Annotated in this window: 19 protein-coding genes; 15 read left to right on the top strand and 4 right to left on the bottom strand. The window is 53.7% G+C overall.

What is annotated here, in order from left to right; genetic code table 11:
• The first annotated feature begins 163 nt into the window (after nucleotides 1-163).
• Nucleotides 164-1,183 (top strand): RNA-guided endonuclease InsQ/TnpB family protein, encoded by a 1,020-nt coding sequence (locus PKOR_RS00635; protein WP_084694673.1) that lies wholly within the window; start codon nucleotides 164-166, stop codon nucleotides 1,181-1,183.
• Nucleotides 1,137-1,430 (top strand): zinc ribbon domain-containing protein, encoded by a 294-nt coding sequence (locus tag PKOR_RS23925; RefSeq protein ID WP_084694672.1) that lies wholly within the window; start codon nucleotides 1,137-1,139, stop codon nucleotides 1,428-1,430. The genes PKOR_RS00635 and PKOR_RS23925 overlap by 47 nt, the downstream gene beginning before the upstream one ends.
• A gap of 82 nt (nucleotides 1,431-1,512) precedes the next feature.
• Here the strand turns inward: PKOR_RS23925 and PKOR_RS00630 are convergent, their stop codons facing one another.
• Entirely contained in the window at nucleotides 1,513-2,607 is a 1,095-nt protein-coding gene (locus PKOR_RS00630; RefSeq protein ID WP_046313856.1) for a hypothetical protein, read from the bottom strand.
• 602 nt (nucleotides 2,608-3,209) lie between these two features.
• On the opposite strand from PKOR_RS00630, the gene PKOR_RS00625 reads away from it, so the two are divergent.
• Nucleotides 3,210-3,659, top strand: coding sequence for a hypothetical protein (locus tag PKOR_RS00625; protein WP_235337092.1), 450 nt, complete (start codon nucleotides 3,210-3,212; stop codon nucleotides 3,657-3,659).
• Here PKOR_RS00625 and PKOR_RS00620 read toward each other — a convergent pair.
• The 3 genes from PKOR_RS00620 to PKOR_RS23260 are packed head-to-tail and all read right to left on the bottom strand — an operon-like array spanning nucleotide 3,642 to nucleotide 5,546.
• Complete coding sequence (locus tag PKOR_RS00620; protein ID WP_046308623.1) at nucleotides 3,642-4,235, bottom strand: hypothetical protein; 594 nt, start codon at nucleotides 4,233-4,235, stop codon at nucleotides 3,642-3,644. The genes PKOR_RS00625 and PKOR_RS00620 overlap by 18 nt on opposite strands.
• Nucleotides 4,223-5,176 carry a relaxase/mobilization nuclease domain-containing protein gene (locus tag PKOR_RS00615; RefSeq protein ID WP_158453725.1) on the bottom strand — a complete coding sequence of 318 codons (954 nt, stop codon included), beginning with the start codon at nucleotides 5,174-5,176 and terminating at the stop codon, nucleotides 4,223-4,225. Before PKOR_RS00615 ends, PKOR_RS00620 begins: the two co-directional genes overlap by 13 nt.
• A 7-nt stretch (nucleotides 5,177-5,183) precedes the next feature.
• Entirely contained in the window at nucleotides 5,184-5,546 is a 363-nt protein-coding gene (locus PKOR_RS23260) for a plasmid mobilization protein (protein WP_052738644.1), read from the bottom strand.
• Nucleotides 5,547-5,561: 15 nt separating this feature from the next.
• On the opposite strand from PKOR_RS23260, the gene PKOR_RS00605 reads away from it, so the two are divergent.
• The 12 genes from PKOR_RS00605 (at nucleotide 5,562) to PKOR_RS00545 (ending at nucleotide 16,552) form a co-directional block, all read left to right on the top strand.
• Nucleotides 5,562-5,741 carry a hypothetical protein gene (locus PKOR_RS00605; protein ID WP_046308622.1) on the top strand — a complete coding sequence of 60 codons (180 nt, stop codon included), beginning with the start codon at nucleotides 5,562-5,564 and terminating at the stop codon, nucleotides 5,739-5,741.
• A gap of 233 nt (nucleotides 5,742-5,974) precedes the next feature.
• Nucleotides 5,975-6,469 (top strand): DUF4134 domain-containing protein, encoded by a 495-nt coding sequence (locus PKOR_RS26060; protein WP_235337090.1) that lies wholly within the window; start codon nucleotides 5,975-5,977, stop codon nucleotides 6,467-6,469.
• 3 nt (nucleotides 6,470-6,472) lie between these two features.
• Entirely contained in the window at nucleotides 6,473-6,763 is a 291-nt protein-coding gene (locus tag PKOR_RS00590; RefSeq protein WP_046308619.1) for a DUF4133 domain-containing protein, read from the top strand.
• Between the two features lie 29 nt (nucleotides 6,764-6,792).
• Nucleotides 6,793-9,237, top strand: coding sequence for a TraG family conjugative transposon ATPase (locus PKOR_RS00585; protein ID WP_046308618.1), 2,445 nt, complete (start codon nucleotides 6,793-6,795; stop codon nucleotides 9,235-9,237).
• The gene (locus tag PKOR_RS00580) at nucleotides 9,212-9,883 is read left to right on the top strand and encodes a hypothetical protein (RefSeq protein WP_046308617.1); all 672 of its coding nucleotides are present in this window, start codon (nucleotides 9,212-9,214) and stop codon (nucleotides 9,881-9,883) included. The genes PKOR_RS00585 and PKOR_RS00580 overlap by 26 nt, the downstream gene beginning before the upstream one ends.
• Before the next feature lie 15 nt (nucleotides 9,884-9,898).
• Nucleotides 9,899-10,522 (top strand): hypothetical protein, encoded by a 624-nt coding sequence (locus PKOR_RS00575; protein WP_046308616.1) that lies wholly within the window; start codon nucleotides 9,899-9,901, stop codon nucleotides 10,520-10,522.
• A gap of 4 nt (nucleotides 10,523-10,526) precedes the next feature.
• Nucleotides 10,527-11,522, top strand: coding sequence for a TraJ family protein (locus PKOR_RS00570; RefSeq protein ID WP_046308615.1), 996 nt, complete (start codon nucleotides 10,527-10,529; stop codon nucleotides 11,520-11,522).
• Between the two features lie 17 nt (nucleotides 11,523-11,539).
• Nucleotides 11,540-12,148 carry a conjugative transposon protein TraK gene (traK, locus tag PKOR_RS00565; protein WP_046308614.1) on the top strand — a complete coding sequence of 203 codons (609 nt, stop codon included), beginning with the start codon at nucleotides 11,540-11,542 and terminating at the stop codon, nucleotides 12,146-12,148.
• Nucleotides 12,126-12,512 carry a hypothetical protein gene (locus PKOR_RS00560; RefSeq protein ID WP_235337088.1) on the top strand — a complete coding sequence of 129 codons (387 nt, stop codon included), beginning with the start codon at nucleotides 12,126-12,128 and terminating at the stop codon, nucleotides 12,510-12,512. The genes traK and PKOR_RS00560 overlap by 23 nt, the downstream gene beginning before the upstream one ends.
• Nucleotides 12,499-13,671 carry a conjugative transposon protein TraM gene (gene traM, locus PKOR_RS00555; protein WP_046308613.1) on the top strand — a complete coding sequence of 391 codons (1,173 nt, stop codon included), beginning with the start codon at nucleotides 12,499-12,501 and terminating at the stop codon, nucleotides 13,669-13,671. Before PKOR_RS00560 ends, traM begins: the two co-directional genes overlap by 14 nt.
• 1 nt (nucleotide 13,672) lies before the next feature.
• Nucleotides 13,673-14,461, top strand: coding sequence for a conjugative transposon protein TraN (traN, locus tag PKOR_RS00550; RefSeq protein ID WP_046308612.1), 789 nt, complete (start codon nucleotides 13,673-13,675; stop codon nucleotides 14,459-14,461).
• Between the two features lie 132 nt (nucleotides 14,462-14,593).
• Nucleotides 14,594-16,552 carry a type IV secretory system conjugative DNA transfer family protein gene (locus PKOR_RS00545; RefSeq protein ID WP_046308611.1) on the top strand — a complete coding sequence of 653 codons (1,959 nt, stop codon included), beginning with the start codon at nucleotides 14,594-14,596 and terminating at the stop codon, nucleotides 16,550-16,552.
• Nucleotides 16,553-16,555: the final 3 nt, after the last annotated feature.

Here is a 16,555-nt window from a genome sequence, read left to right as displayed (position 1 = left end):
TATCAATTTGAAGCTGTACCCGGAGTGGGGCTGGCTTTTACAGTGCAATGTGCGCTACAAATCTGCAGTAATTTCTCCAATTACGAGAAAATGCCAAAGAAAGCCCTAACACTTGGGGCTTTAGCCAAGGGATGAATTTGGTTTTCTTTTTGAACCACTCGATGTGGTGCAGCATCCCTTCACTTTTGTTGGGTTCGATCTTACCCTATGTTCTACCGCCTGCACTTGCCGGCTGTTACCTTTGCTGCAGCAAACATGCCCTGCACCGGGCAAGGCGCCAAAAGAAGCCGTGAACCAGATCAAGACATACCGCTTCCGACTCAAACCCACCAGGGCGCAGGCTCAGGCTTTTGCTCAGTGGCTTGGCTCGTGCCGGTATGTCTACAACCTGTGTCTGGACTACAAGAGGCAACTCTGGACCAACTGTCAAATCTCCGTATCGAAGAACCAGATGCAGCAAGAGCTCTCTGCCATTGCCAGGGACGTGGAATGGATCGGGTGCGTACACTCACAAACTTTACAGGAGGTGACCGACAGGCTCTTCAGGTCCTACGATGGTTTCTTCAAGCAAGGCAAAGGCTTCCCCAGGTTCGCCAGGCGAGGCCAGTATCGCTCGTTCACCTACAAGCAGGGGGTGAAGCTGCACCAGAATACCTGTACAGTCCAGCTACCGAAAATCGGCAAGGTCAAGTACCGCAAGTCACAGGATGTGCAGGGGGTTATCAAGACAGCCAGCGTGGTCAGGGAAGCCGATGGGTGGCATGTGGCCCTGTGCTGTGAGGTGGAGATAGCACCGCTTCCAAAAACAAGCAACGTGGTAGGCTTGGATGTTGGTATAAAATCCTTCGTCGTGACCTCAGACGGTCAGGTGGTGGACAACCCCAGGCACCTGTATCGCTACCAGTACCAGCTAAGGAAAGCGCAGCGTTCGGTCAGCAGGAAGAAGAAAGGTAGTAGTAACAGGCGAAAGGCTGCCGCAAAGCTGGCCAGGCTGCACCTGAAAGTCAGGAATACACGCAGGGACTTCCACCATAAACTCAGCACGCAACTCATTCGCGAGAGCCAAGCGATTGTTGTTGAACAGCTTCAAATACAGCATATGCTCAAGAACCATAAACTTGCCAAAAGCATCAGCGATGCTGGGTGGTATCAGTTCGTGCAGATGCTGGAATACAAGTCCTGAGTGGTATGGTCGGGAGCTTATGAAGGTAGCCCCCCACCATACCTCCCAGGACTGCTGGGTTTGTGGTTGGCGCAACACCGACCTGCAGCTATCAGACAGGTATTGGACCTGTGTTAACGGACACGTCCTGGACAGGGATGTGAACGCAGCTAGAAATATAAGAAACAAGGCGGTCGGGCAGACCGTTTCAGCTTGGGAGATATACAAGGACAATGGTTCGGTAGCCCAAGAATCCTACTGCCTTTAGGCGTGGGAGTGTCAACATCTGGCCATGCAGGCAACACGTGCATGCATCACAGCCTGCCTTACAAAGGCAGCCAGGACCAATGTTAAGGAAGCTGCTTTAGCATCAGCCTTACCTGCTGCGGGTCCTGCAGGATCTTCAGCTCCTCTTTCATGAACTCAATATCTAAGAGGATCTCTTTCTTTTCCTTGCTGAATTTCTGATCCATTTGCTTGGAAGTGCCGCCATACCGGAAGTACAACTCTCCCTCCGCTGAAAAGGAAAACAAATCCAGGGCATTCTCCAGATTGCCAAGCTGCTCGTCCAAAAGTTTCGTGTAATAAGTGAGTTGCTCTTCCGGCAGGCTATCCAGCTGCTGGCCCTCGTGCTGCATGAATTCCATTTGCAGTCGGAGCAGCTCAAAGAAATCGTCCTGGTGATAGGCCTGCGTCACGCGCTTCATGGCCTCTTCTTTCCAGACACGTGTTTGCTGGTCCTGCTCTGCGTCCGGGTGCAGGAGCTTTGCAAGGTTGGTATACACGCGGCGGCTTGTCTTGCTGATGTTGCTCAGCTCGGCCTTGGCTTTTTCCTCCTTTGCCAGCTGCGCCTTTGTTTTGCGGGTTTTCTGGCGGGCCTGCTTTTCCTGCTCCCTTTGCCGGGCCTTTTGGTCGAGCTCGTCTTCTATGCTATCAAATTCAGGATCGTCCAGGTCTACCTCTATGCCGAAAACATCCCAGAACAGTTGCTCGGCTATCTCATTGGCCTCTTCCTCGACCAGTGCCTGACTATCCTCAAAAGAGAGCTCAGCGTATTTATCGTGCAGCTCCTTCAACTCATGGCGGCCGTAGCGGTCGATTAGTTCAAAGGTGGTCTCTTCGATAAAGAGGGCAAGCTTTTCTTTCTCTCTCTTTCTGAAAAAAGGCAGGACATAGGCCCTGTCAAGCAGGTGGGCCAGGGCCACGCGCTGTTCTAGCAGCTGCTCGATCAGGGGCTGCAGCTCATCGTGCACGCGTTTTTGGATATGGCTAATGCTTTCCTTTCTTTTCAAGAGCTCCTCTTTTAACTCAGAGATCTTCTTTACCTTTTGGTTGAACTTGAGCTGCAGCTTGAGGAGCTTGTTTCTGCCCTTAGCGCTAACACTTATTTGCGGAAGAGCGGCCGGGGCAGCCTGAGGCATCTTAGGCTTTGCTTTTTGTTTCATGGCAAACAAATAATTTACAGGTTCATACTCCATCAAGAGTGGACAGCTTGGCTAGCCGGCAAAGTGAACAGGTTTTTCCAACACTTTTCACATAAGCTATACGGCAATATTATAACTTTTTGCTGGCCTGGAAATTTTTTCTGGTAGGAGGAATGAAGTGCAGCCATGCGCGCATGGCTAAGAGCAGAGCACCTTGCAGCTACCTGGTCTCTACAGAGCTGTGGTTGTGACAAGGCCTCTTGGCAGGATGCTTCCTGCTTGTCAACCCGCCACTGAGGGAGGCAGCATCGCCCCTTTAACCTGCAGGATATGGCAAAGCCTCCCGGCAGTGGCTGCTGACAAATTGAGAATAAGGAAATTGATGATGTTGGCCTGAACGGCGTTTTGCTCGAGTAGGGCAGGGCCCTGCTTTCAAGCGTGGAAGGTGAATCGCTCACCTTTACTTTAAAACTGGAAAAACAGGGAGATCACTCAACGCACAGGGGAAAGGCAGGTTAGCTTTCAAAAGTGAAGGAAAACGCTTAAATTAAGCCTGTTGCCTTTGCATCCGTGTTTTCTTTTTATGCTGTGAGGCACTAGCAGCTAGTCAGGCAAGTATAAACATGAGCCCACTGATCAGGAACCTACTGGCAGTATTAGCCGGAATCATCATCGGCAGTATCCTAAACATGGGTATCATCCAGATCAGCGGCCTGCTTATTTTCTTGCCGGAAGGCGCAGACGTCACCACTACCGAAGGCTTGAAGGCCCCCCATGCATTTGCTGGGTCCCAGGCATTTTGTTTTTCTGTTTCTGGCGCACGCTGGCGGAACTTTTGCAGGAGCATGGATCGCCTGTCGTCACAAAATGAGATTTGCCATCAGTATCGGCCTTTTTTCCTTGCCGGAGGAATTGCCAGTTGCATCATGCTCCCTTCCCCGGTCTGGTACAACATGGTCGACCTGGCCGGCGCCTACATCCCCGTGGCCTACATGGCTGGAAAGCTGGCCACCACAAAAGAGCGACTTAGGGCTCTGGCACAGGAGCCAAAGTCCTCACCGGGCATTTTGTAGCCTTTTGAGCTGTTGGGCAGCTTCCCTGGCCTCCTCCTGCTTTTGCCTGGCAAGTTCAGCTGCTTGCCTGATAAGCAGCTGCCTGCTTTCAAGCCTTTCCACCAGCTCAGGCATCTTCTCGGGACTGCGCTCATACACGCTGTCTGCCCATTGGGTCAGATGGGGGTGATAGAGCCGGATCAGGCGATACTTCAGGTCATGCGCTGCCAGCTCCGTGTTTTGCCTGTAAAGGCTAAAGCAGCAGCCGGCAGCCAGCGCCGTGATGAGAAGCAGCCCTACTGCCCCCAGCGCAAAGTACCGGGCGCTGTCTTCTATATGATGGTGGTGCTCTACGGGCAAGGCCTTGGGTAGAGCCAGCATGCTTTTACTGAGCGCTTCCAGCTGCGCCGGCAAGTCAGCCGAGGATTCAGAAACCGGCTGCTGCTGGAGTAGCTGCCTGATCTCCTCAAAGTAAGGCGCATAGTCTACCGGCTTGTCCTTTGCCTGGGCAGCCTCCAGTTCCTTTAGCTGCCGGCCCTGTTTGATAAGCAGGGCCTCGGCAGTGTGAAGCCTGTCAGATAGCTCTACCATTTCCATATGCTCTTGCTATAAGCCTGTCTGTTTTCCTGTTTGCTTTTTGGCCCGATCACCTCGGGGCCAAGTGCAGCAAAGGGTCTGGGGTATGTATTCTGCAGGGCCTGCCTGTCAAGAAACAACTTTTCAAGGGGCAGGTTTTTTACCGGGGCGGTCTTGCTGAAAATAGAGGGCCCATACCGGTAGAAACGTTGCCGGCCGGCCACGCCCTTTTCTATCCTTTGCAGCCTGGCCTGCAGGTTGTGCTCCAGGCGCTGGGAGATCTTGCCATAGCTCAGGGCCGGGTCGATCCTGGATCCCTTGAAGCTGTAGGTGCCTTGCTTAAAACTCACGCCCAGTACCTTTCCTGTGTCGCCCTCCTGCTTAAAGCGCAGGGTAATGCCCCGGCGCTGCAGTCTTTTCCGGAGCTCCTCCCAGCTCTTCGCCTCTCTTAGCGCAGGCTCTATGGCATCATACAAGGCAAAACGTTCTGTTTCAAAGCTGTTCAGACGCTTGCGGTTCACCGCCTGCTTGCCGGTGGGCATGTGATAGCCGTAGCGGTCCCTCATGTCGCGCAGTACCTGCCTGCTGCGTGATAGCTGAAAGTGATCCTCAATGCGCTGGCCCTTATAGCTGACCCTGTTGTAGACAATATGCAGGTGCGGGTGGGGCGTGTCCCGGTGCGCGACGACCAGGTATTGGGTGTCACGGATGCCCATCTTTTCCATATATTCCCTTGCACGGGCCACCATCACCTCCGGGGACAGCTTTTCCCGGTCCTGCCGGTTCCAACTAAGGGATATGTGACCTGCCTTGATTTTCAGGTCTGGGTTGAGCTTGCCAATCAGGGCAAAATCCCGGATCATGTGCTGCACACAGTCGGTCCTGACCCCGTCTGCTGCCAATACGCGCGCCTGCGGTTTGTCGGCCACATAGGCCACTACCTGCGCGATATTCTTACTCACGTGCACCTTACCGAGCATCGCAGTCCAGGTATAAAAGCAGCTGATCCATTTCTTCTTTTGCCCGCTGTCCTGCCTGCTCCAGCGCAGTGACCCTCTGCTCCTGCAGGTAAGACAGGATTTGGTCTACGTGGTTAGAGAGGGTGGTTAGGTGCCGCACGAAGGTAGCCTCCCGGGGCTTAAGCCTGGCGGCCACCTCGCGTTGCCTGATGGCCGCACGCAGCCACTCAGACTCAGACATGCCGGCTTCCCTGGCCTTTGCCTCAAGCAGCAGTTTCTCGGTTGGGGTAAGATACGTACAGGCATGCCTGTTGCGCAGGCGGACAGGCTTCTTCCTGGGCCTGCCTTTGTGTTGGAGTACTTCTTTTTCCATGCGTGAAACGGGTTTATGGTGAATAGCAGTATTGCCGGTCTGATCCAAGACTGGGCCAAGGCTGGCGGGAAGCTGTACTGCCTGCGTGCGGCAGGAGCCGGTGAGGCCCTGTTTTTTGGCCTTAACGGCAGATTGCCAGCAAAAGGTTTAGCCCTTTTATCGCACGCGCCGGTCGTGGCCCTGGCTAGCAGTTGATTGATGTAAAGACGTCTCTTGTTTCATCTAAGGCCTGTTTGAGTTCATCAAAGCCCCGCGGCCGAAAAAAAAATTAGGCGTAGTTCCCTGCAGAGCATGATCGCTGCATCCGGCCAGCACAACCAGCAGAGGCCGGGTGCAGCAAACACCTAAGCCAAGACAAAGATGAACTGGAGCACTTTTACTTTCACGATCTCTGCCCTCTACGGCGCTTACTACACGGGCCTGATCTTGTGGCAGCTTTACGCCAGGCGCAAAGCCGCCTCGGACAGGGCCAGCACCACGACCTACACGCTGCACCAGGCCACAGTGCTTTCCCAGTCGGAAGACAGCCAAGCGCACTAAAGTTTTATCCATGCCCTTTGCTTCAGGCAACCAGGCAGAGAGCCCACCAGGCGAGCAAACCTATTGTTAAACCAAATAAATCAGCGCACATGAAAAAGTTTACGACCATTTTTTTCCTGGCTCTGCTCTCGGCGGCTTCGGCTTTCGGGCAAGGGGCCGCGGGCATCGACGCGGGTGCCTCGGAGCTGCAGACCTACATTGACCCGGTGGGCAACCTGATCCTGATCGTGGGGGCCATCGTGGGCCTGATTGGGGGCGTACGCGTCTACATCAAGTGGAACTCTGGCGATCAGGACACGCAGAAGGCCGTGATGGGCTGGATGGGCTCCTGTGTCTTCCTGATGGTAGTGGGGGTAGTGATCAAAGCCTTTTTTGGCGTGTAGGTGATGGCCAGGAATGCGGATTTGGGGTTTGAAGTGTACAGGGGGCTGCAAAAGCCTCTTGTCTTCAAATCCCTGAAAGGCAGGTACATCTACTGGGGCCTGGCGTGCGTGGTGAGCGGCTTTCTGCTGGCCGTGATCCTCTCGGTTGCGATCAACTTTCTTTCCGGGCTGCTGGCCCTGGTGGTGATCACGTTCGGCGGGCTGGGGTGTACAGCCTGGCAGCAAAGAAAAGGCCTGCACCATAAAACAAGGGCCAAAGGGGCCTACCTCGTGCCCGCGCAGTGGCGGGGCTAACTCATTCACGCATAAAACAGGCTTAGACCATGAAAAAACAAACCTTTCATTTGCCTTATAGCGGCATTGGTTGCCATACGTATGATTTGCTCTATCATGAGCAGGGCGACTACTCGGTGATCATCCAGCTAGACAACCCAGTGTTGCAGTACTGTGCCGATGAGCAGGCGTATGCGCGCTTTCACCAAACCTTTGTTAACCTGGTAAAGGTGCTGGGCGCGGGCTATACCCTGCAGAAAACAGACATCCTGGCCCAAAAGCACTATGAGCCCAGGCGGGAAGACGACTTTTTAAGCCAGCGGTTCCAGGAAACATTTGCCGGCAGAGCCTACCGGGAGGGGAGTACGTACCTGACCATAACACGGAACGTGGAGCGCTCAAGCTTTTTTACCTACGATGCCGGGGACTTCACGGCCTTTGAGCGCAGCATTGCCAAAGTGCTTGACATCCTGGAGAGCCGGGCTTGCCAGCCCCGGGTTTTAAGAGAGCCGGAGATAAGGGCCTTGCTTTCCCGCATGCTGGCCTTTAACTTTTCAGACAAGGCCTACGCGCTCACAAACTTCAAAGCCGGTGATGCATGCCTGCAGCTGGGCGAGCGGGTTATCAGGAGCCTTTCGCTCTTGGACGTAGACCAGGTCAACCTGCCCTCCAGCCTCAGGCCCTCTACAGTCCTTGACCTGGGGGATCGCCTACCGGCCGACCCGCTGCACTTTCTACCCCTGGTCCCCGGCTGCCAGGCGCTGGTCTACAACCAGGTGATCCAGATCCCGGATCAGCAGCGTGAGGTGGCCAGGCTGCAGCATAAGCGCAGAAAGCACGCCTCCATGCCCGATCCGGCCAACGATGTGAGCGTGCAGGATATCGACCGGGTTCTGGCCGCCATTGCCCGGGACAATCAGCTGCTTGTCTACGGGCATTACAACATCCTGCTTTCTGCCAGGGAAAACGAGCTAGACCGCAGCGTTAATTTTGTGGAAGGCGCCCTGTTCTCGCTCGGCATCATCCCGAGCCGCAATGCCTATAACCAGCTTGAGCTCTTTCGCTGCGCCCTGCCCGGTAATGCCTCGGAGCTCAAGGTGTACGATAAGTTTTTGACGACCGCCGACGCTGCCCTGTGCCTTTTCTACAAGGAGAGACTGCCCCGGAGCGAGGCCTCGGACTTTCAGATCTATTTTACCGACCGGCAGGGCCTGCCCCTTGCCATTGATACGAGTGATGTGCCCGTTTACACGGGGCGCATCAACAACCGTAACAAGTTCGTGCTCGGGCCCTCGGGTACAGGCAAGTCCTTTTTTATGAACCACCTGATGCGCCAGTACGCCCTGCAGCACACGGACGTGATCCTGGTGGATACAGGCCACTCGTATAGGGGCCTGTGCGCCTACTACCACGGCCGCTACATCACCTATTCGGAAGAGGCGCCCATCACGATGAACCCCTTTCGTATCTCGGCGGCAGAACTCAACGAGGAGAAGCGGGAGTTTCTAAAGTCCCTGGTGGCACTGCTCTGGAAAGGTGTGGACGGGGTGCTCAGCCAGGTCGAGGACAGCGTGCTTTCTGCTGTGATCGCTTCCTATTACCAACACTACCAGGACAGCGGGTTGGAAAGCGACTACCTGTGCTTTCAGTCTTTCTATGATTTCTCCCTTGCCCGCATCCAGGAGATTACGGCCAGCGAAGCGATTGATTTTGATGTGAAGAGCTACCGCTTTATTTTAAAAAAGTTCTGCAAGGGGCAAGCCTACGGACAGATCCTGAACAACCAGCTGGATGAGTCCCTGTTTGATGAGCCCTTTATTGTCTTTGAAATAGACGCTATCAAGGAGCATAAGATCCTTTTCCCGATCACCACCCTGATCATCATGGATGTGTTCCTGCAGAAGATGCGCCACAAAAAGAACCGTAAGGCGCTCATCATCGAGGAGGCCTGGAAGGCCATTGCCTCCCCGCTGATGGCCGGCTATATCCTCTACGTCTATAAAACGGTCCGCAAGTTCTGGGGCGAAGCCGTGGTGGTGACCCAGGAGCTGGATGATATCATCGGCAACGCGGTGGTCAAGAACTCGATCATCAACAACTCCGATACCATCTGCCTTCTGGACCAGACCAAGTTTCGCGACAACTTCGATGAGATCGCCGCGCTGCTCTCTATCAATGAGGTGGAGCGCAAGAAGATATTCACTATCAACAGCCTCGACAATAAAGAAGGGCGGGGCCGCTTCAAGGAAGTATACATCAAGCGCGGGGCCACCGGCGAGGTATACGGGGTGGAGGTATCGCTGGAAGAGTACCTGACCTTTACCACCGAGCGCCAGGAAAAAGAGGCTATGCAAGTATACCTGAGCAAGTATGGGGATTTTAGGCAGGCCCTGGAAAGATTTGTCACAGACTTCAGGGCCTCGGGCCTCAAGCTACATGAATTTGCTTACCTGATTTTGCAACGCAGCTATGAAAAAGTACCTCTGCACGCTTAGCTTTCTGGGCCTGGTAACAGGGCATGTACTAGCCCAGCAGCTTGTTTTTGACCCAGCAGTCGTCTCCACACTTGTTGTCAACCACACAGCCCAGCAGGCGGCCTTAAACGAGATTAAGGAAAATGAAGGAAAGATTGCGGCCCTGCAGACCACGATCAGCCTGAAGATGACGCAGATTAAGGAGCTGGAGGAAAAAATGTACAACTCCCTTAAATCCGTGCAATCCATTATCGGGCAGAGTAAAAACATTATCTATGCCTCCCAGATTGCCGCAGACATAGGCCACTACCAAAACCAAATGATGACGCTGGCGCGCGGAGATACCGAGCTGCTTTTGATCGCTGCCAAGACAGAGCTCGAGCTGCTCAAGCGTACATCCGATCTGTTTACCTATATCTACCAGGTGGCTGTCATGGGCACGGATGTGAACCTGATGAACAATGCCGACAGGCTTGCCCTTATCCGCCATGTGGTCCAGGAGCTGCGCGTGATGCGGGGCCTGGCCTATTCCATTACGCGCAAGATGCGCGTGGCCAAGTACGCGGGGCTTTTGAAGACCATGAACCCGATGGGACTTACTTACCCAGATAACAGCCAGGCGATCATCCGCTCCCTGATGGATGAGTACAAGGCAATCAAAAAGTAAATTATCTCTATTGCTATGAATTCAATATTTGTACCCACTTTATGCCTGGCCCTGCTTCCTGTGCTCTTTACAGATGCCCTGGGGCAGGGCGTGCAGCCAGTCAGCAGTAAAAACACCCGCTACCAGCTGGAGCGGGAGGTGATCACCCGCTGGGGAAAGTTCAACCCCAAGTGGTACTTTATTCTGTTTCATAATAAGTACAGGAAAGGACCTGACAGGCGGAACATGCTGCAGCTTGCCCCTACCATGGCCCTAGTAAGCCAGAACAGGGTGAAGGCCCAGGCGCAGGAGGAAGCAGTAAGCCAGGTATATGAGCAGGAGATGTTCAAGTTTGCCGACAGGTCCCTGAATAAAGGATACCACCTGTTGTATAAAAAGAAGATTGATGAACTCAACACTGCCCTATGGGCGATGAATGCTGAGGCGGTGCAGGCCGGGGTGCAGGCAGCTTATATTTTGGCCATCCATGCCGAGCGGGATAGAATTAACGCAGACATCGGAATCGTTCTGGACGCTTACCTGGACGATGCTAAAAAAGGGGAGCAGCTGCGGGTGTATATCTCAGAGCTTACGGCCTTGCAAAATGACTACAGGCGGCTCATCTCTCTTTTTAAAACGAGCCAGGACTTAACCGACTGACGTGATGCGTGAATTGATCGATAAAGCCATATTTGACCTGTTCGACGGGCTCTTTTTCCATATACAGGACCTGGTTGGCGTGTTTCTGTATGATGCGCAGGCGCTTTGTGCCATCAGCATGCTGCTCTACTTTGGCCTGGAAGCTTACAAAATGATGGCCGGGGACGCGCCGCTTCGCATCATGCCCCTCTTGCGTCCTTTCGCCCTGACACTGGTGATTGTTTTCTGGCCAGGGTTTATTGACGCGGTGAACCTGCCGCTGCAGCTGGTGAACGATCAGGCAAAAGGCATGTACGGCGCGCAGGTAGACCAGGTGGAGGATTTACACCGGGAACGCCTCGCGCTGGTGGACTCTGTGGCCCGAAAGCTCTCTGAGAGCAGCGCTGAGTTTGAGCGGGTGGAGCGTGAGGCAAGTGACGCGAGCTGGTACGAAACGATGGGGATTGACCTGCAACCCCTGTTTAACAAAATGAAAGGCTATTACCTGATGCTCATGGCCAAGCTGCACTTTACGGCGATGATGGTGGCAGAGTGGGTAGTGATCAGCATCTTTCAGGTATGCGCTTACATGATCTATTTCCTGCAGATCATCTTTGCAGGCATCCTGGTGATCCTGGGCCCCTTCTCCTTTGCCCTTAGCGTGCTGCCGGGCTTTCGGGACTCCTACCTGACCTGGATTGCCCGCTATATTTCTGTAGGGCTGTACTCGGGGCTGGGCTATATCATTATGTCCATTGCCTTTGTGCTGGTCAAGTATGGCTTGATGAAGGAAATTGATATACTCAAAGCGGTACTGGAGAGCGAAGAGTTGTTTATTGCCTACGTTTCCTTTCCCTCGGGCGGCATCAGCTTCTACATCGTCTCCTTGCTTGTGGGAGGATTGGCCATGCTCACTATTCCCATTATTTCCACCTGGATCGTGCACACCACGGGTGTGGGTAATGCCATCTCTGCAATGGCAGGAGGAGCTGCGAAGGCGGCCGGAGGAATTTTAAAATAAACTAAAAAGCGCTTGCTATGATACACAACCTTGAAAAGAAAATGAAGCTGGCCTTTGCCGTGAGTATCGGCAGCTTTATCTCCTCGGTCCTGATAGTAGGTACGGTTTGCGCCTTTGCCTTTCGTTATGCCGAAGAGCAGCGGAAAAAGATCTATGTGATCGACCACTCGGTGCCGCTTTTAGTGGAGCAGACCGAGCTGGGGGTAAACCGGACGGTAGAGTACACCTCGCACGTGAACATGTTTCACCTGCTCTTCTTCACGCTACCGCCAGATGACGCCTACATCAAGCATAACATCTCCAAGGCCATGTACCTAGTGGATGAGTCCGGGCTGGCGCAATACAACAACTTGAAGGAGAAGGGCTATTATAACCAGATTCTAGCAAGCTCTGCGGTTTTGACGATCAAAACCGACAGCGTTAAAGTGGATGAGAACAGGCACTTTACCTACTACGCCACACAGCGCATCGAGCGGGAGACCTCTGTGATGAAAAGACTTCTTGTCACAGAAGGGGACTTGGAGGAAGTGCCGCGCACCGAAAACAACCCCCATGGACTTTTGATAAAGAACTGGAAAACGGTCCTAAACAAGGACTTGGAGTATGTCGAAAAGAAATCCTTTTAGCGGAGGCATAAAGCAAAGGCTTTTATGCCTCAAGGCAGGTGCCAGGGACTACTGTGCCTTGCATCTTAAAGCAGTGGTGCTGGCCATGCTGGTTTTCCTGTCTGTGGCTGTCATGGGCTTGCTCCTTGTCCGCCACCTGCACCAGGGGACTTATGCCGTGTCGGCTGGCAAGCTGTACAGGCAACTTGATACTTCTGGCAGCAAGATGCATACAGGCAGGGCAGGAGCCGCAAATATGCTGGAGCTGATAAAGCTCTATAGCGCGGCCAGGCAGCTACATCCTGACAGCCTGCGTGCCGGGGACAGTGTTTTTCTCAAAGATATTGATCAGCGTTTAAACCGAATCATCCATGAAGAGAATTAACTTTCGGCATCCCAGGTATGCCATCCCGCTCATCATACTCCCTTTCCTTGTCTTGCTAAATTACCTGTGGCTGGACATGAGGCCGGCGGCCACTGCTGCACAAGCGCAGGTGGAGCTCACCGAGATAGCAGCCCTTAATACTTCGCTGCCTGATGCCAACCTGAGAAAGCGGGAGGTGAAGGATAAGTTCTCGGCTTTTCAGGACGAGTTTAAGTATAGGACCGACTACTCGGCCATGCAGGAAATCGGACAGGAGATCAGCGACACTAGTTATGGCAGCGTGTACACAGAGCAAGAGCGGCAGATGCTCGACAGTCTTCATAACCGCATCCTATCGGATCAGCAGCCGCAGGGGTTTATGGAGCGGGTAAGCCAGCGGCAGCGCCTCAGCTCAGGGCGCCATGCATCGGCTACTGCCTTTGTGCCTGGAGGGTCAACCCGCCCTATACGAAAAGTTGAATCGGCATATGAAACCGAAATGCGGCTGTTTAGGGAGCAGATGCTGTTTATGGACAGCCTGAGCCGGGTAGGAGAGGAGCCTGTGCCTTCACGCAGGGGGCCACAGCCGATGAAAGCCCATGCACCGGCTTTCGAGAAGCAAGAGCCCACGCCCTTACCCGTGACCAAATACAAAAACACCAGCAAAGCCTTTTTCAACACCATTACAGCCGACGGTGAGGAGCAGCTTATCCGGGCTATTCTGGACGAAGGGTTAAAAGTGATGCAAGGCGGCAGAATCAGGATTCGCTTGCTGGATGACATCTATGTGAGCGACTACGAAATAAAAAAAGGCAGTTACCTCTACGGCACAGTTTCCGGTTTCAGTGCCCAACGGATCCAGATAGCCATCCGCTCTATGCTTTACGAAGGCCAAATCATCCCAGTGGACCTGCATATCTACGACAACGACGGCCTGGCGGGGCTTTATGTCCCGGACTCACAGTTTCGGGACTTTACCAAGGAGCTTGCCGGTAATGTGAGCAGTGGTCAGACACTGACTTTTGAAGATTCACCCGATAACGCCAGCCAAATGCTTTACTCGATGCTGGAGAGAATTTCCCAGACCACTACCCGCGCAGCAGGCAAAGCCATCCGGAAGAACAAAGCTAAGTTAAAGTATAATACCCTAGTTTATTTAATTGATAACAAAGCCGACTAATATGAAAAAGCTACTGCTTCTATATGTGCTGTTTGCCCTGCTGTCTTCCGCCTCGGCACAGGATTCGCTTCAGGTAGTGCACGTGCATGAAAACGTATCCACGCATATTGTGAGCCCTGAGCCGATACAGTACGTGGATATCTCCACAGATGAGGTGGCCGGGGACATACCTGTTGCCAATATCCTTCGGGTTAAACCCAAGCACGGTGGCGCAAAACAGGGGATTATCACCATTGTGGGGGAGCGCTTCCTGGTGCAGTATAGGCTGGCCTACAGCCGAGCGGACCAGGCAGATACCCGGGTGCGCATTGACCCTACCCAGGTGGATAATTACCTGAACCCGGCTGTGGCCATGAGCCGGGAGGACATGGCGCGGTTTGCGCTGCTGGCTCTCGGGCGAAAACCCCGGTTCCATAGCGTGACTACGAAAGAACAGGGGATACGGGCAAGGCTAAACAACATCTATACTGTCGGAGACTATTTCTTTATTGATCTATCCCTTAAGAATGACACCAGCATTCCCTATACGATCGATCAAGTGCGGTTTAAGCTAGAGGATAAAAAGGTAGTGAAGGCCACTAACTTTCAGCAGGTGGAGCTACAGCCCAGTTTCCAGCTTTATGACACGGGGTACTTCAAGCGCCAGTACCGGAACGTGTTTGTGTTCAGGAAGTTCACCTTCCCGGAGGAAAAGGTGCTCCATATCGAGGTGGCCGAGGAACAGGTTTCCGGGCGCAGGGTTTCCCTGCGCATTGCCTATGCCGACTTGCTGCAGGCAGACACCCTTTGAGTATGCCTGCGCTGCGATAAGCGCCGCCAGGGAAAGGGCGTGCTGGGCCTTTGTGCTGGTAGGGCACATAGAAGCGCCTGGAAAGGCAGGTGTGTCCCACCCTCTTTTATCACCTCATTTCGCAGTAGTAAGATGGAAGAATCAAGTGAACTCAAAAAGCTTTACGCTTTTTTGCAGGGACTTATTTACTTTTCAATTGTCGTGGAGGGAGCCGTTTTCCTGTTTTGGGATGCTCCTGCCCTTTACCTGCTGGAGCCCGTGCTGCACAGATTGAAGCGCGTTGTGATTTACGAAGACATTTACCTTTCAAAAACCTTTACCTTTGCCCTGATCCTGATCGTGAGCATGGGCACAAAGGCCAAAAAGGAGCTGGCCCTGGACCTGCTCCGGCACATTTTCCTTCCTTTGCTCATGGGCTGCGCATTTTTCTTTGGGGCAGGCCTGCTTTACTTTACTCCAGGCAGCCGCATGCTCTTACCCGGTGTGTCCTTGTCTGATGCAGCTTACTTCCTGCTCTCCCTTACAGGAGCCGTGCTCGTGCACATAGCCCTGGATAACGTGTCCAAGCACCTGCAGCATCGGCTCCTGCAGGACAGGTTCAACGTGGAGAATGAGTCCTTTGCCCAGCCGGTAAAATGTGTTCGTACGCCCTACTCAGTGAATATCCCGATGCTGTTCTATTATAAAAAAAGATTGCAGCGTGGCTGGCTTAACCTGGTAAACCCTTTCCGGGGCACGCTGCTTATTGGCACGCCCGGGTCGGGCAAGTCTTTCTCGGTGGTGCTCCCCTTTATCCGGCAGCTGCTGGCCAAAGGCTTTTCGATGATGGTCTACGACTTTAAGTTCCCGGACCTGGCCCGCGTGACCTATTACCACTACCTGTTGGGCAGGAAGAAGGGTATGTTGAAAAATCACCGCTTTCATGTACTCAACTTTCACGCTGTTGCCTACAGCAGTCGGTGCAATCCCCTGAAGCCGGAGTACCTGCCCACGCTGGCCGATGCCACCGAGACAGCCGAGGCCCTGCTCGAGGCCCTGCGCAAGGGAGACAGGGGAGGAGGCGCTGCCCAGTTTTTCAACCAGTCAGCTGTGAACTTTCTTGCCAGCTGCATTTATTTTCTAAGCCGCCACCAGCAGGGACGCTACTCCTCGTTCCCGCACGTGCTGGCCCTGCTGAATTTGAGCTACGAAGAGATCTTCCACACGCTCTTTTCTGAGCCCGAGCTCGAGAGCCTGCTCTCTCCCTTTGCCACGGCCTATAAAAACCGGGCCTTTGAGCAACTGGAGGGGCAAATCGGCACCTTGAAAGTAAACATCGGCCGCCTGGCCACCAAGGAAACCTTCTGGGTCTTATCAGGAGATGACTTTGAGCTGGGGATCTCTGATCCGGCACATCCTGCCGTGCTGGTGATCGCCAACGACCCGGCCACCCAAAGCATCAACAGTGCTTGCAATGCCCTGGTGCTTAACCGTATGAGCAGGCTGATTAACACCAGGGGCAACTTACCCTGCGCCCTGGTTGTGGATGAAGCTCCCACGCTTTACCTGCACCGGGTAGAGAGCCTGATCGCAACAGCCCGAAGCAACCGGATCGCTGTGCTGCTGGGCCTGCAGGAGCTACCCCAGCTCAGGCAGCAGTATGGCAGAGAGACTGCTGAAACGATCTGCTCGGTCGCAGCCAACGTATTGTCGGGCTCTGCCCGAAACAGGGAAACGCTGGACTGGCTGGAAAAGCTCTTTGGCCGGGTCAGGCAGCTCAAGCAGGGGCTGAGCCTGGAGAGGAACCGTGCCTCTGTGAGCATGAGCGAGGAGATGGGGCCGCTTATCCCGGCGGCAAAGATTGCGCACCTGCAGACAGGTGAGATGGTGGGGCAAGTGGCCACGGAGCGCGAAACGTATAACGGGAAGTATGTTTCCAGCACTTACCACTGTAAAATAAACCTTGACCTTTCCCGCCTGCACAAAGAAGAAAAGCTGTATCCTGCGCTGCCAATATTTTATGACTTCGGCTCCGCACAGCAAAAAGAGCAGTTACTGCTGGAAAACTTTAACAGGATACGAAAGGAGGTGAAAGGGCTTGTGCCGGTATGAAGG

It is taken from the genome of Pontibacter korlensis (assembly GCF_000973725.1).
GTDB lineage: Bacteria > Bacteroidota > Bacteroidia > Cytophagales > Hymenobacteraceae > Pontibacter > Pontibacter korlensis.
This window is presented reverse-complemented; position numbering and strand designations above follow the sequence as displayed.